The sequence below is a fragment of the Burkholderia sp. BCC1988 genome (assembly GCF_905339895.1).
Lineage (GTDB): Bacteria > Pseudomonadota > Gammaproteobacteria > Burkholderiales > Burkholderiaceae > Burkholderia.
Genome location: NZ_CAJPHA010000006.1, coordinates 77418 through 90387, shown reverse-complemented (window position 1 = coordinate 90387; position 12970 = coordinate 77418). Strand labels below are relative to the sequence as shown.

Annotated in this window: 14 protein-coding genes and 4 tRNA genes; 12 read left to right on the top strand and 6 right to left on the bottom strand. The window is 64.8% G+C overall.

The genetic code is table 11. The features are described from left to right. Nucleotides 1-98: 98 nt before the first annotated feature. Nucleotides 99-302, bottom strand: coding sequence for a cold-shock protein (locus U4012_RS10395; protein ID WP_321798268.1), 204 nt, complete (start codon nt 300-302; stop codon nt 99-101). A 392-nt stretch (nt 303-694) separates the two neighbouring features. On the opposite strand from U4012_RS10395, the gene U4012_RS10390 reads away from it, so the two are divergent. After that, nucleotides 695-958 (top strand): hypothetical protein, encoded by a 264-nt coding sequence (locus U4012_RS10390; protein ID WP_321798266.1) that lies wholly within the window; start codon nt 695-697, stop codon nt 956-958. Between the two features lie 506 nt (nt 959-1464). Continuing rightward, nucleotides 1465-2607, top strand: a complete 1143-nt coding sequence (locus U4012_RS10385) for a porin (RefSeq protein ID WP_044848536.1) — start codon at nt 1465-1467, stop codon at nt 2605-2607. 108 nt (nt 2608-2715) lie between these two features. On the opposite strand, the gene greB is transcribed toward U4012_RS10385, so the two are convergent. Next, nucleotides 2716-3279, bottom strand: coding sequence for a transcription elongation factor GreB (greB, locus tag U4012_RS10380; protein WP_044848535.1), 564 nt, complete (start codon nt 3277-3279; stop codon nt 2716-2718). Between the two features lie 131 nt (nt 3280-3410). On the opposite strand from greB, the gene U4012_RS10375 reads away from it, so the two are divergent. From U4012_RS10375 to U4012_RS10365, 3 genes are all read left to right on the top strand, one after another. Beyond that, nucleotides 3411-3487: transfer RNA gene (locus U4012_RS10375), tRNA-Arg, on the top strand. A gap of 67 nt (nt 3488-3554) precedes the next feature. Next, a tRNA-Arg gene (locus U4012_RS10370) sits at nt 3555-3631 on the top strand. A 61-nt stretch (nt 3632-3692) separates the two neighbouring features. Further along, nucleotides 3693-3769, top strand: a tRNA-Arg gene (locus U4012_RS10365). A gap of 196 nt (nt 3770-3965) precedes the next feature. Here the strand turns inward: U4012_RS10365 and U4012_RS10360 are convergent. The 4 genes from U4012_RS10360 to U4012_RS10345 all read right to left on the bottom strand — a co-directional run bounded on the left by U4012_RS10360 (nt 3966) and on the right by U4012_RS10345 (nt 8262). Next, on the bottom strand, nt 3966-6332 hold the full coding sequence (locus tag U4012_RS10360; protein ID WP_044848534.1) for a RelA/SpoT family protein: 2367 nt from the start codon (nt 6330-6332) through the stop codon (nt 3966-3968). 63 nt (nt 6333-6395) lie between these two features. Then, a complete protein-coding gene (rpoZ, locus tag U4012_RS10355; protein WP_044848533.1) occupies nt 6396-6599 on the bottom strand; it encodes a DNA-directed RNA polymerase subunit omega in 204 nt (67 codons plus the stop codon). A gap of 58 nt (nt 6600-6657) precedes the next feature. Next, a complete protein-coding gene (gmk, locus tag U4012_RS10350) occupies nt 6658-7332 on the bottom strand; it encodes a guanylate kinase (protein WP_044848532.1) in 675 nt (224 codons plus the stop codon). A 6-nt stretch (nt 7333-7338) separates the two neighbouring features. After that, nucleotides 7339-8262: a YicC/YloC family endoribonuclease gene (locus U4012_RS10345; protein WP_321798260.1), complete on the bottom strand. Its 924-nt coding sequence runs from the start codon at nt 8260-8262 to the stop codon at nt 7339-7341. Between the two features lie 175 nt (nt 8263-8437). Between U4012_RS10345 and rph the strand changes: the two genes are divergently transcribed. The 7 genes from rph to U4012_RS10310 all read left to right on the top strand — a co-directional run bounded on the left by rph (nt 8438) and on the right by U4012_RS10310 (nt 12887). Next, nucleotides 8438-9178 carry a ribonuclease PH gene (gene rph, locus U4012_RS10340; RefSeq protein ID WP_124487793.1) on the top strand — a complete coding sequence of 247 codons (741 nt, stop codon included), beginning with the start codon at nt 8438-8440 and terminating at the stop codon, nt 9176-9178. After that, complete coding sequence (rdgB, locus tag U4012_RS10335) at nt 9171-9800, top strand: RdgB/HAM1 family non-canonical purine NTP pyrophosphatase (protein ID WP_124487792.1); 630 nt, start codon at nt 9171-9173, stop codon at nt 9798-9800. The genes rph and rdgB overlap by 8 nt, the downstream gene beginning before the upstream one ends. A 34-nt stretch (nt 9801-9834) precedes the next feature. After that, nucleotides 9835-11049 (top strand): radical SAM family heme chaperone HemW, encoded by a 1215-nt coding sequence (hemW, locus tag U4012_RS10330; protein WP_044848528.1) that lies wholly within the window; start codon nt 9835-9837, stop codon nt 11047-11049. A 42-nt stretch (nt 11050-11091) separates the two neighbouring features. Beyond that, nucleotides 11092-11179, top strand: a tRNA-Ser gene (locus U4012_RS10325). 148 nt (nt 11180-11327) lie between these two features. Continuing rightward, on the top strand, nt 11328-11729 hold the full coding sequence (locus tag U4012_RS10320) for a hypothetical protein (protein ID WP_044848554.1): 402 nt from the start codon (nt 11328-11330) through the stop codon (nt 11727-11729). Nucleotides 11730-11866: 137 nt separating this feature from the next. Further along, nucleotides 11867-12160 carry a hypothetical protein gene (locus tag U4012_RS10315; RefSeq protein ID WP_044848553.1) on the top strand — a complete coding sequence of 98 codons (294 nt, stop codon included), beginning with the start codon at nt 11867-11869 and terminating at the stop codon, nt 12158-12160. 235 nt (nt 12161-12395) lie between these two features. Next, the gene (locus U4012_RS10310; RefSeq protein WP_044848527.1) at nt 12396-12887 is read left to right on the top strand and encodes an energy transducer TonB; all 492 of its coding nucleotides are present in this window, start codon (nt 12396-12398) and stop codon (nt 12885-12887) included. Nucleotides 12888-12970: the final 83 nt, after the last annotated feature.

Below are 12970 nucleotides of genomic sequence, written 5' to 3'. Positions count from 1 at the left end.
AACCCGAATCGATTCGCCGGCCGCCGGTTTTCGTGCCCCGGAAAGCAAAAAGCCCCCGCGGATGCGGGGGCCGGACGTGATCGGCGAAGCGTGGCGCGTCAGACCGCCTGGATATTCGCTGCCTGCTTGCCTTTCGGCCCGACTTTCACGTCAAAGGAAACGCGCTGGTTTTCCTTCAGCGTTTTGAAGCCGTCCATCCGGATTTCGGAAAAGTGCGCAAACAAATCTTCGCCGCCATTGTCGGACGAAATAAAGCCGAAACCTTTAGCATCGTTAAACCATTTTACGATACCGGTATCCATACCTTCGTTCCCCACTCGTTTAGATCAAAAAAGCTACTGTTATAGCCGCTTCCCGAAATCCCGCGACGGCGCGCCGACACTCCCCCCAGCGCTCCGCCCGGGGACGGAGTGCTGACTTTATAAATTGGACAATCCGGGTGCGTCAAGGGAATTTTTAGGGCATTCTTTATCAAAAAAACGCCAATGCCACTGGAATCGGTACACGATCGCCTTTTATTAATTGATTCGCATCAAGAACCTGTCAATATTACCGGGATCGGATCGCCAATAATCGAAATCATGAAAAACATACCGGGGACGAATCGTTTCGGTAATTCCTCGGGTTTTTTCCGGGTTGCGGAAAACGGGGGACGTTGCGATGCTGGTGCAAAGGCAATGGGAAGGAGAAGGCCATGTGGCTGGACGGATTCAAGCGCTTCGCGAGCCGGCTTGCACGCGTACGCCGCAAGTCCCGCGCGCTGGCCGAGCCCCGTGAAGCGCCGTGCGACACCGAGTTCGACCCGACCTGGCACGGCGATCATTGGCAGAACCTGCTGGCGTCACCGCTGGACGCCCGTCACTACGTAATGGAAGACTGGACGTACACGCCGCCGCAGGCCGAAGCCGACGACACGCAGCCGACCGGCAAGCGCAAACGGCGCTCGTACGCGCAGTAGGGATCGGAACGACAGGGCAAAAAAAAAGCGCGACTGGGAAGTCGCGCCGACAAAGGTTTGGAGATCTTTTCCGTCAACGAAAAAGTCTGCTTCGGAAAGCAGAGATCGCAGTATAGCGAGAGAACATCCTTTCATTATCCATGCCCCGCACAAACCTCTATTGCCGATGTGTCAATAATCGCGCTAGGCCTGCTCTCGCCCGTCATTGATCGCCTGTCGCGATCGCGCAACGCCCGCGACACCCGATACGCAGTCCTGATTGCTTTTTTTGCGTGCTGCATTGCCGCAAAGTCTTGATGGCCGGGCCTCTCGGCGCATATGCTGATTCTTGCCGGATTCAAAATACAGTATTGCGGGAAGCAATTTTCTTCTACGCCCGGACCGATCCGTACACTGCAAATGGATATCCGACGAGGGTGCCGCGCCCAATGCGCACGGCGTCGCCAACCGACGCCGCCGATACCCGCAGCAGGTTCGATCGACATCATCCTGTTTGGAGACAGATCATGAAAAAGACCCTGATCGTCGCGGCATTGGCGGGCGCGTACGCCACCGGCGCCCATGCGCAAAGCGCCGTCACGCTGTACGGCCTGATCGACGCCGGCATCACCTACACGAACAACCAGGGTGGTCACAGCGCGTGGCAGGAGACGAGCGGCTCGATCAACGGCAGCCGCTGGGGCCTGCGCGGCACCGAGGATCTCGGCGGCGGCCTGAAGGCGATCTTCACGCTGGAAAACGGCTTCGGCATCAATAACGGTTCACTCAAGCAGAACGGCCGCGAATTCGGCCGCCAGGCGTTCGTCGGGCTCGCGCACGAGAGCTACGGCTCGCTCACGCTCGGCCGCCAGTACGACAGCGTCGTCGATTTCCTCGGCCCGCTGTCGCTGACCGGCACGCAGTACGGCGGCACGCAGTTCGCGCACCCGTTCGACAACGACAACCTGAACAACTCGTTCCGGATCAACAACGCGGTCAAGTACCAGAGCGCGAACTACGGCGGCCTGAAATTCGGTGCGCTGTACGGCTTCTCGAATTCCAGCAATTTCTCGAACAACCGCGCGTACAGCGTCGGCGCGTCGTACAGCTACATGGGCTTCAACGTCGCGGCCGCGTACATGCAGCTGAACAACAACGTCAACGCGCTGGCGCTCGCGGCCAGCGACCCGGGCGCGGTAGCCGGCGACTGGACGTTCGGGGCCAGCCGTCAGCGCACCTGGGGCGCGGGCCTCAACTACGCGTTCGGGCCCGCGACGGCCGGCTTCGTGTTCACGCAGACACGCCTGACCGATTCGGCCAGGATCAGCGCCGGGCAGTCCGGCGTGTCGGGCGGCATCCCGCTCATCGGCGGCACGCGCTTCAACAATTACGAAGTGAACGGCCGCTACGCGCTGACGCCGGCGTTCTCGCTCGCCGGCTCGTACACGTACACCGACAGCCGCCTCGACGGCCAGACGCCGAGCTGGCACCAGTTCAACCTTCAGGCCGACTATGCGCTGTCGAAGCGCACCGACCTGTACCTGCAGGGCGAATACCAGCGGGTCAATGCGGACGGCCTGGCGATCGGCGCGAACATCAACGGGCTCGGCACCGCGTCGTCCACCAACAAGCAGATCGCCGTCACGGCCGGCATGCGCCATCGCTTCTGAGCGATGCGCGTGAGCCCGGCCGTTCGGCCAGGACCGTCATGACGAAGCGCCCCACCCGGGGCGCTCGTTCGTTTCAGCGCTGCACCGCACGCATGCGCCGCGCCATGCTCACGCGCTGCCCGATGCCGGATAGCGAACGTCGAGCACGTCGATCGGCTGGGGACCGGCCGGCGTCATCAGCGTGACGGTATCGCCGATCTTCGCCTTGATGAGCGCCCGCGCGACCGGCGAGATCCAGCTGACGCAACCGCGATCGAGATCGACCTCGTCGATCCCGACGATGGTAACGGTATGATCCTCGCCGTCCGGCGTCGCGTAATCGACGGTCGCGCCGAAAAACACCTGGTCGACGTTCTCCTGGCGGCTCGCGTCGACGACTTCGGCGAGATCGAGCCGCTTCGTCAGGAAGCGGATCCGGCGGTCGATCTCGCGCAACCGCCGCTTGCCGTAGATGTAGTCGCCGTTCTCCGACCGGTCGCCGTTCGACGCGGCCCACGACACCAGCCGCACGACCTCGGGACGCTCGACGTCGATCAGGTTCAGGAGCTCGTCCCTGAGCCGCTTGTGGCCGGCCGGGGTGATGTAATTCTTCGTGCCCGCCGGAATCGCGGGCTGACTCGGGTCGAGATCGTCGTCGTCGCCGTCCGACTCTTTGACAAACGCCTTGTTCATGATGCAGATTCAACACATGGATGACTGATGCTTCAAGGGTACACGAAGGCGGCCTTCCCAAGATCGGGTGACATTTTTTGCGAATAAGGCTTCCCTTTTTATACAACCCTGCTATACTTCCGCTTCTGCGTGCGGCTGTAGCTCAGTTGGATAGAGTACTTGGCTACGAACCAAGGGGTCGTGGGTTCGAATCCTGCCAGCCGCGCCACCTTTTTCGAGGGCCTTCCCAACCGAAGGCCCTTTCAGTTCGATGTTGTAGCGTTTTGTTGTTGCGTGCGGCTGTAGCTCAGTTGGATAGAGTACTTGGCTACGAACCAAGGGGTCGTGGGTTCGAATCCTGCCAGCCGCGCCACCTTTTTGGGAACCTTCCCACCGTAGAAGGTTCCGACAGTTGAAGTAGTACCGCTTTGCGTGCGGCTGTAGCTCAGTTGGATAGAGTACTTGGCTACGAACCAAGGGGTCGTGGGTTCGAATCCTGCCAGCCGCGCCACCTCAGAAGGGCCTTCCTCCGGGAAGGCCCTTTTTTCTTTTCCGCTTCCCCTCTTCGCCTCTCCTCCTCTTCCCGGCAACACCGATCGCGCCCGACTCGTGCGGGAGCTGCCGCCACACAACGCCAAGTCCACATCACAAACGAAAACGGCGGCCCGTGGCCGCCGTCTCATTCCGCTGCATCGCAACGCGCAGCGTCAGTAATCCTGCCGCTCGCGCTCGATGCGCATGCCGCCGTCGTGACGCGCGTGCACGCTGTCGTCGGTCGAGCGCTCGCGCATGATCCGCATCACGTCCGGATTGGTCCGCACGCGCCGCATCACGTTCGCGAGATGCACGCGATCGCTCACCTGGATCACGAAGCGCAGCACCGTCGATTCGTGCGTCAGATCCTCGTCCATCGCGATGTGAACGATGTTCGCGTCCGCCGACGTGATATCCGCCGCGACGCGCGCGAAGATGCCCTTCGTATTCTTCACGAGCGCCTTCACCGCGACGTCGAACAGACGACCGGGCTGCGGCGCCCATTCGACGTCGATCCAGCGGCCCGGGTCGCGGCGATGGATGCGCTGCGCGACGCGGCAATCCGTCGTATGAATCGCCATCCCGAGGCCGATGCCGATATAGCCCATGATCGCGTCACCCGGAATCGGCCGGCAGCACGCCGACAGCTGCACGGACATCCCTTCGGTGCCGGTAATCACGACCGGCGGCGCATTGTGCGCGGGGTGCCGCTCGGACTTCGGCAGATCGTCGTCCGCATCGCGGCCGCTCATCAGCACCTCGATGCGCTTGGCCATCACCGCGGCGACGCGGCGGCCGAGGCCGATGTCCGCGAAGATTTCCTGGCGGCTCTTGTTGCCCGTCCACTGGACGAGCTTCTCCCACACTTCCGGCCCCACATCGGCCAGCGCGAGCCCGTAACCCTTCAGGCTCTGGTCGACGAGCCGCTCGCCGAGCTGCACCGACTCGTTCAGGCGCATCGTCTTCAGGTAGTGACGGATCGCCGAGCGCGCCTTGCCGGTGCGCACGAAGCCGAGCCATGCGGGGTTCGGCTTCGAATACGGCGCGGTGATCACTTCGACGATGTCGCCGCTCTTCAGCTCGGTACGCAGCGGCAGCAACTCGTTGTTGATCTTCACGGCCACGCACTGGTTGCCGAGATCGCTGTGGATCGAATACGCGAAATCGAGCGCCGTCGCGCCGCGCGGCAGCGCCATGATCTTCGACTTCGGCGTGAACACGTAGACCGCATCCGGGAACAGGTCGATCTTCACGTGTTCGAGGAACTCGCTCGAATCGCCGGCTTCGCTCTGGATGTCGAGCAGCGACTTCAGCCACTGGTGCGCGCGCTTCTGCACGTCGTTCAGGTCCGCGCCGCCGTTCTTGTACAGCCAGTGCGCGGCCACGCCGGCCTCGGCGATCTCGTGCATCTTGCGCGTGCGCACCTGGAACTCGATCGGCGCGCCGAACGGGCCGACGAGCGTCGTGTGCAGCGACTGATAGCCGTTGATCTTCGGGATCGCGATGTAGTCCTTGAACTTGCCGGGCACGGGCTTGTACAGCGCGTGCAGCGCGCCGATGCACGTGTAGCAGTCGAGCGGGCTCTCGACGACGACGCGAAAGCCGTACACGTCGAGCACCTGCGAGAACGACAGCTGCTTGTCGCGCATCTTGCGATAGATGCTGTAGATCGTCTTTTCGCGGCCGGTGATCTCGGCGTCGAGCTTCGCGTCGCCCATCGCGCGCTGGGCAGCCTCGAGGATCTTGCTGATCACTTCGCGGCGGTTGCCGCGCGCGGCCTTCACGGCCTTCTCGAGCGTCGCGTAGCGATGCGGGTTGAAGTTCGCGAAGCTCATGTCCTGCAGCTCGCGATACGTGTTGTTCAACCCGAGGCGGTGCGCGATCGGCGCATAGATGTCGAGCGTCTCGCGGGCGACGCGGCGGCGCTTTTCCATCGGCACCGCGCCGAGCGTGCGCATGTTGTGCAGACGGTCGGCGAGCTTGACGAGGATGACGCGCACGTCGCGCGCCATCGCGAGCAGCATCTTGCGGAAGTTTTCCGCCTGCGCTTCCTCGCGGCTGCGGAACTCCATCTTGTCGAGCTTCGACAGGCCGTCGACCAGTTCGGCGACCTTCGGGCCGAACCGTTCGGCCAGCTCGCTCTTGGTCACGCCCTGGTCTTCCATCACGTCGTGCAGCAGCGCCGCCATGACGGCTTGCGCGTCGAGCTTCCAGCCGGCGCAGATTTCCGCGACGGCGACGGGATGGGTGATGTAGGGTTCGCCGCTCTGGCGATATTGACCGAGGTGGGCTTCGTCGCTGAAATGGAACGCCGCCTTGACCTCTTTGATTTCTTCCGGAGGGAGATACTCCGCAAGCACGCCCGTCAGTTTCGCGATCGAAACGACGCCGTGCTTGCGCGGCTGCTCCGGCGTGGCGGTCGGCCCGAACAGGTGCCGAAAGGACTGTTCGAGGACCGCGTCGATGTACTGGCGCGCAGGCGACTGGGCCGTGGCTTCGGTGGTCGAATCCGCGGAGGCGGACGATGGGGTGGTGCTCATATTCGCCTCCAGGTCGAGTCGTTGCGCGCGTGGACTACATGGCTGGAACGGGCCGGATGCGCGTTACACCGGCACCTTCTTCAGCATCTCGACGCCGACCTGGCCGGAGGCGATCTCGCGCAGCGCGACGACGGTCGGCTTGTCGCGGCTCTCGATCTTCGGCGTATGGCCTTGCGCGAGCTGCCGCGCGCGGTAGGTGGCGGCGAGCGCCAGTTCGAAGCGGTTGGGGATTTGCTTCAGGCAGTCTTCGACGGTAATGCGAGCCATGTTGGAAATTCCTTCTGAATATAGTCGTTATTCTACCTTATGTCCCTCTACCCTCGCGTCATTCCGCATGGGGCAGATGGATGCCGAGCTCGATGAACAGCTCCGCGTGTCGCGCGTACTGCGAAGCAAAGCGCAGGCGCGTGGCCGCGACGATGCATTCGAGTTCGGCGAGCGCACGATCGAAATTCTCGTTGATCACGACGTATTCCGCTTCCGACGCGTGCGCGATCTCGCTGCCGGCAGCCAGCAGGCGCCGCGTGATCACGTTCGGCTCGTCCTGGCCGCGCTTCTTCAGACGTTCCTCGAGCGCATCGAGCGACGGCGGCAGGATGAAGATGCCGACCGCGTTGCGGAACTGCTTCTTCACCTGTTGCGCGCCCTGCCAGTCGATCTCGAGCAGCACGTCGTGGCCGTTCATCATCTGCTCTTCGATCCAGACGCGCGACGTGCCGTAATAGTTGCCGTGCACTTCCGCGCTCTCGAGGAATTCGTGCGCGGCGTGGCGCGCGCGGAAATCCTCGACGCTCGTGAAGTGATAGTGCTGGCCGTCCTGCTCGCCCGGGCGCGGCTTGCGCGTCGTGTACGAAATCGACAGGCAGATGTCGCTGTCCTTCGACAGCAGCGCGTTCACGAGCGTCGACTTGCCGGCACCCGACGGCGCGATGACCATGAACAGGTTGCCGGGATAGACGCCCGCGTGAAGCGTATGTGCGTCGTGAGTGGGGTGGATCATCTTGCTTTACTCCAGGTTTTGCACTTGCTCACGCATCTGCTCGATCAACAGCTTGAGCGCCATCGATGCGTCGGCGAGTTCCTTCGCCGCCGCCTTCGAGCCGAGCGTGTTTGCTTCGCGATTCAGTTCCTGCATCATGAAGTCGAGACGCTTGCCGACGCGGCCGCCCTTCTCGATCACGTGACGCGTTTCGTTCAGGTGCGCGGTGAGTCGCGACAGCTCTTCCGCGATGTCGATCCGGATGCCGTACATCGTCACTTCCTGACGAATGCGTTCCGCGGCTTCCTCGCGCGTGACGATCGGCGCGCTGCCTTCGGGCGCCGCGATGCCGAGCGCTTCCTGCAGCCGCTCGACGATCTTCTGCTGATGCTTCGCGATCAGCTCAGGCACGAGCGGCGTGATGCGCGCGACGATCGCTTCCATTTCGGTGACGTTCGACAGCAGCATCGTCGCCAGCTGCGCGCCTTCGCGCGAACGCACGACGACGAGCTCGCCGATCGCTTCCTTGCCGCACGCGAGCACCGCGTCGCGGATCGCTTCGGCCGACACGCCGCTCTCGGCGATCACGCCCGGCCAGCGCAGGATTTCGCCCGCGCGCAGGCGGCCGACGCCCGGGAACGAATCGAGCACCGAACGCTCGAGCTCGGCCAGCTGGCCGAGCGCCGACTGGTTCAGCGCGCCTGCGCCGATGCTCTGCTCGCCGCGCTGCAGGTTGATGCGCACGTCGACCTTGCCGCGCGACAGCTTGTTCATCAGCATTTCGCGCAGCGCGGGTTCGCACGCGCGCACGTCGTCCGGCATGCGGAAATTCAGGTCGAGGAAGCGCGAGTTCACGGTGCGCAGTTCGACCGACACGCTGGTGCCGCCGTTGCCGGTGGCCGTCGCGAGTTCGCGCGTCGCGCTCGCATAGCCCGTCATGCTGTAGATCATGGTTCGTCTCGCCGTCTGGGTGCCCTTCACGGGCGGGAATATGTCGAGGCGCCCGGCGCATTGCAAGGCGCGGGGCGGGAAGCGCGCATTATCCCATTTTTGCGTCCCACCCCGCCGGGCACGCCTGCCGTTCGGCGCTAAAATCGGGGTTTCCTCTTCCGTCCACGATTCCCCCATGACGTCTTCCCTGTCCCGCCCGAGCGGCCGCCGCGCCGACGAACTGCGCAAGGTCGCCCTCACGCGCCACTACACGAAACACGCCGAAGGCTCGGTACTCGTCGAATTCGGCGATACCAAGGTGATCTGCACCGCGAGCGTCGCCGAGCGCGTGCCCGAATTCCTGCGCGATCGCGGCCAGGGCTGGCTGACGGCCGAATATGGGATGCTGCCGCGCGCGACGCACACGCGCAGCGACCGCGAAGCGGCGCGCGGCAAGCAGACGGGCCGCACGCAGGAAATTCAGCGCCTGATCGGCCGTGCGCTGCGCGCGGTGTTCGATCTGGAGGCGCTCGGCCCGCGCACGATCCACATCGACTGCGACGTGATCCAGGCCGACGGCGGCACGCGCACGGCCAGCATCACCGGCGCCTTCGTCGCCGCGCACGACGCCGTGTCGAAGCTGATCGCGGCCGGCAAGCTCGCGCGCTCGCCGATCACCGACCACGTCGCCGCGATCTCGGTCGGCGTGTACGAAGGCGCGCCCGTGCTCGATCTCGACTACGCCGAAGATTCGCAGTGCGATACCGACATGAACGTCGTGATGACGGGCGCCGGCGGCTTCGTCGAAGTCCAGGGCACCGCCGAAGGCGTGCCGTTCTCGCGCGCCGAGATGAACGCACTGCTCGACCTCGCGCAAAACGGGATCGGCCAGCTCGTGCAGCTGCAGAAGGACGTGCTGGGCGCCGGCCATGTCTGATGATCGCACCCTCGCGCCGCTGTCGCGCATCGTGCTCGCGTCGAACAACGCCGGCAAGCTGCGCGAATTCACCGCGCTGTTCTCGACGGTCGGCATCGAGATCGTGCCGCAGGGCGACCTGGCCGTGCCCGAGGCGGAAGAACCGTTCGGCACGTTCATCGAGAATGCGCTGACGAAAGCGCGGCACGCGTCGCGGCTCACCGGCCTGCCGGCGATTGCCGACGATTCGGGGCTGTGCGTGCGCGCGCTGCGCGGCGCACCGGGCGTCTATTCGGCGCGCTATGCGCAGCGCGCGGGCGGTGCCAAGGGCGACGCGGCCAACAATGCGTACCTCGTCGAGCAACTGCGCGGCGTCGCAGACCGACGCGCATACTATTGCTGCGTGCTCGCGCTGGTGCGCCACGCGGACGATCCCGAACCGCTGTTCGCCGAAGGCCGCTGGGTGGGCGAGATCGTCGACACGCCGCGCGGCGAGCACGGATTCGGCTACGACCCGTATTTCCACCTGCCGTCGCTCGGCGCGACGGCGGCCGAACTCGAGCCGGCCGTGAAGAACACGCACAGCCATCGCGCGCTCGCGCTGAAGGCGCTGCTCGCGCGGCTCGCGGAGGAACCGGCATGATCGTCCTCGTCACGCATTCGCAACCGGAGGCCGCATGAGCCAGGCGGCGGAAACCGGCGCGCGCGTCGTCGCGACCTTCACGTCGCCCGGGCAGGTACGGCTCACGTCGCTGCCGCCGCTCGCGCTGTACGTGCATTTTCCGTGGTGCGTGCGCAAGTGCCCGTACTGCGATTTCAACTCGCACGAGTGGAAAGGCGAGCGGTTTCCGGAAACCGAGTACCTCGATGCGCTGCGCGCCGATCTCGAACAGGCGCTGCCGCTCGTCTGGGGCCGGCAGGTGCATACGGTGTTCATCGGCGGCGGCACGCCGAGCCTGCTGTCCGCGGCCGGCCTCGACCGGCTGCTGTCCGACGTGCGCGCGCTGCTGCCGCTCGATGCCGACGCCGAGATCACGCTCGAGGCGAACCCGGGCACGTTCGAGGCCGCGAAGTTCGCGCAATTCCGCGCGAGCGGCGTGAACCGCCTGTCGGTCGGCATCCAGAGCTTCAACGAAGGCCATCTGAAAGCGCTCGGCCGTATTCACGACACCGCGCAGGCGCGCGCGGCCGTCGAGATCGCCGCGAAGACGTTCGACAACTTCAACCTCGACCTGATGTTCGCGCTGCCGAACCAGACGCTCGACGAATGCCGGACCGACATCGAGACCGCGCTGTCGTACGCGCCGCCGCATCTGTCGCTGTATCACCTGACGCTCGAGCCGAACACGCTGTTCGCGAAGTTTCCGCCCGCGGTACCCGACGACGACGCGTCGGCCGACATGCAGGAATGGATCCACGCGCGCACGGCCGAGGCCGGCTACGACCGCTACGAAGTGTCGGCGTACGCGAAGCCGAATCATCAGTGCAAGCACAACCTGAACTACTGGCGCTTCGGCGACTATCTCGGGATCGGCGCGGGCGCGCACACGAAGCTGTCGTTCCCGAACCGGATCCTGCGGCAGGCGCGCTACAAGCATCCGGCCACCTTCATCGAACAGGCGATGGCCGGCACGCCGGTGCAGGAAGAGCGCGAAGTCGGTGCGCGCGACCTGCCGTTCGAGTTCATGCTGAACACGCTGCGGCTCGTCGAGGGCTTCCCGGTGCACAGCTTCGTCGAACGCACGGGTTTGCCGATCAGCACGATCGAGCCGGCGCTGAAGGAAGCGGAACGGCGCGGGCTGATCACGCGCGATTTCGCGCAGATCGCGCCGACGCCGCTCGGCCAGCGTTTCCTCAACGACTTGCAGGAATTGTTCCTGCGTGACGATTGAAGCGGAACGAGGCGGCATTTCGGTTACAATGCCGCCTCGTGTGGAAGCGTGGCCGAGCGGTTTAAGGCACCGGTCTTGAAAACCGGCGACGGGAAACTGTCCGTGAGTTCGAATCTCACCGCTTCCGCCAGGAAGTTCGCCCAACCCCGTCCATTCATCGAATGACGGGGTTTTTGTTTGTCCGCGGCGCGCACGCTGCCCGCCTCCGCCTGCCGACGCATCTCGCCCGATGCCGTTACAATCCGGCGCTCCGATTCGCGAAACGGGAAATCCACGTCATGAAGCCCTTCATCGCCTCGTCGCTCGTCGCCCTGCTGGCCGCCGTCGGCACGCACGCAGCGGCCGCCGATTCCGCCTCCGGCACCGACGCGCAAACACCGTCGTGCGCGATCGCGTACGTGAAGGGCGTCGGCGGCTCGCCGCGCGGCCTGCGCGAATATCTCGCAAGCCCGACGCCGTACAACTACCTGAAGGAAAACGAGCTCCAGTGCAAGGTATCGGATGACGGCCGCGCGACGAACTGCACCGGCGTGACCTACATCCGCAACGAGCAGGTCAGCGTGTACGACGATTCCGACCCGGCGACGCTGACGGTCGTCGCGCCGGTGGAACTCGAGCACGGCCAGAAGTATCCGGTGATCCTCGTGGTGCAGCGCAAGGACGCGCGCTGCACGCGGTAACACGCACCGCCTGCGACGCGCGCAGCCCTCACGGGCCGGGCCGCCATCGCCTAGAATTCGATCAGCACGGCGACACGACCGCCGCCGCGATTCGATGCCGCCCGCACCATCCGTGCGTGCGGCACACGGAGACCGCCATGACCGAACTGTCGACAGCGCCCGATCACGTCGATTACGAAGGCTTCGAGATCCATGTGGTGCCGGGCCTCGTCCCCGGCAGCGACGCGCGCTATACCTACACCGGCTATGTCTGCCATCCGGGCGTGAACCCCGCGCTGCCGGATCATGCCGTGCCATTCCATGCGGACGGCGAAGAAAGCTTCGCGAGCGTCGAGGAAGCGGTGCATGAAGCCGTGCACATCGGCAAGACCATCATCGACGGCACGCATCCGGACCTGTCCGTTCTATCGCTCGTGACACACGGCTACTGAGCCGGTCGAGCACGCCGCTGCCGTTGCGTCCGGCACGCGCCGCGCGTGCGCAATCGTCGTGCCCGCATGGTCACGTGTCATGTCACATCGCGTCGCGATGCGCGCCGGAAGCCCCGCCGAATCGCCATCCTCCGCGAATCGGCACATCGCGCTTCGTGTGCTATGCGTTTGTCCCGATAACGCGCCGCGCGCAGACGCCTATCATTTTTTTATCGTCACCCTCCGGCACTCCCCCATGCCTTCTCTTCCCTGCCCGGGCGTCGACCGGCTGCGCATTGCCGCGCTGGTCGCCGCCGTCATGCTTGCCGCCTGCACGATCACGCCGCCCCCGTCGCTGCGCTCGATCCTGACGATTCCGTCGGTCATCCGCAGCGCGAATCGCGACCAGTACCGCGTGGAAGTCGCGCAGTGCGTCGCCGAGCACAATCCGTCCGCCGTGTCGCACGGGATGCCGCAGGCGATGCTGCGCTCGCTCGTCGTCGTCGCGTTCACCGTCGATCGCAGCGGCCAGCTCGTCAACGCATCCGTCTATCGCAGCAACGGCGACAGTGAAGCGGAAGCGCTCGCGCTCGCGTCGCTGCGCCGCTCGGCGCCACTGCCGCCACCGCCGTCGAAACTGCTGGACGGCAATGGCCGGCTCGAGATGATGGAAGGCTGGCTGTTCAACGACGACGGCCACTTCCAGTTGCAAAGCACCGCCTCCGCGCAGGCGCAATCGATCGACTGAGCCCGCGCCCGCCCGCGTTTGCCGCCATGTCGCGGCGCTGGCTATAATTTTCCGCAATCGCGCGGCCACCCTCCCGCGCGCGT

What these genes read in the sequence shown, in the direction of transcription:
- rdgB (WP_124487792.1), top strand. Translation starts at nt 9,171, where the DNA reads ATGTCTGATGATCGCACCCTCGCGCCGCTGTCGCGCATCGTGCTCGCG.
- rph (WP_124487793.1), top strand. Translation starts at nt 8,438, where the DNA reads ATGACGTCTTCCCTGTCCCGCCCGAGCGGCCGCCGCGCCGACGAACTG.
- gmk (WP_044848532.1), bottom strand. Translation starts at nt 7,332, where the DNA reads ATGATCCACCCCACTCACGACGCACATACGCTTCACGCGGGCGTCTAT.
- U4012_RS10310 (WP_044848527.1), top strand. Translation starts at nt 12,396, where the DNA reads ATGCCTTCTCTTCCCTGCCCGGGCGTCGACCGGCTGCGCATTGCCGCG.
- U4012_RS10390 (WP_321798266.1), top strand. Translation starts at nt 695, where the DNA reads ATGTGGCTGGACGGATTCAAGCGCTTCGCGAGCCGGCTTGCACGCGTA.
- U4012_RS10395 (WP_321798268.1), bottom strand. Translation starts at nt 302, where the DNA reads ATGGATACCGGTATCGTAAAATGGTTTAACGATGCTAAAGGTTTCGGC.
- U4012_RS10320 (WP_044848554.1), top strand. Translation starts at nt 11,328, where the DNA reads ATGAAGCCCTTCATCGCCTCGTCGCTCGTCGCCCTGCTGGCCGCCGTC.
- U4012_RS10385 (WP_044848536.1), top strand. Translation starts at nt 1,465, where the DNA reads ATGAAAAAGACCCTGATCGTCGCGGCATTGGCGGGCGCGTACGCCACC.
- greB (WP_044848535.1), bottom strand. Translation starts at nt 3,279, where the DNA reads ATGAACAAGGCGTTTGTCAAAGAGTCGGACGGCGACGACGACGATCTC.
- hemW (WP_044848528.1), top strand. Translation starts at nt 9,835, where the DNA reads ATGAGCCAGGCGGCGGAAACCGGCGCGCGCGTCGTCGCGACCTTCACG.
- U4012_RS10360 (WP_044848534.1), bottom strand. Translation starts at nt 6,332, where the DNA reads ATGAGCACCACCCCATCGTCCGCCTCCGCGGATTCGACCACCGAAGCC.
- rpoZ (WP_044848533.1), bottom strand. Translation starts at nt 6,599, where the DNA reads ATGGCTCGCATTACCGTCGAAGACTGCCTGAAGCAAATCCCCAACCGC.
- U4012_RS10345 (WP_321798260.1), bottom strand. Translation starts at nt 8,262, where the DNA reads ATGATCTACAGCATGACGGGCTATGCGAGCGCGACGCGCGAACTCGCG.
- U4012_RS10315 (WP_044848553.1), top strand. Translation starts at nt 11,867, where the DNA reads ATGACCGAACTGTCGACAGCGCCCGATCACGTCGATTACGAAGGCTTC.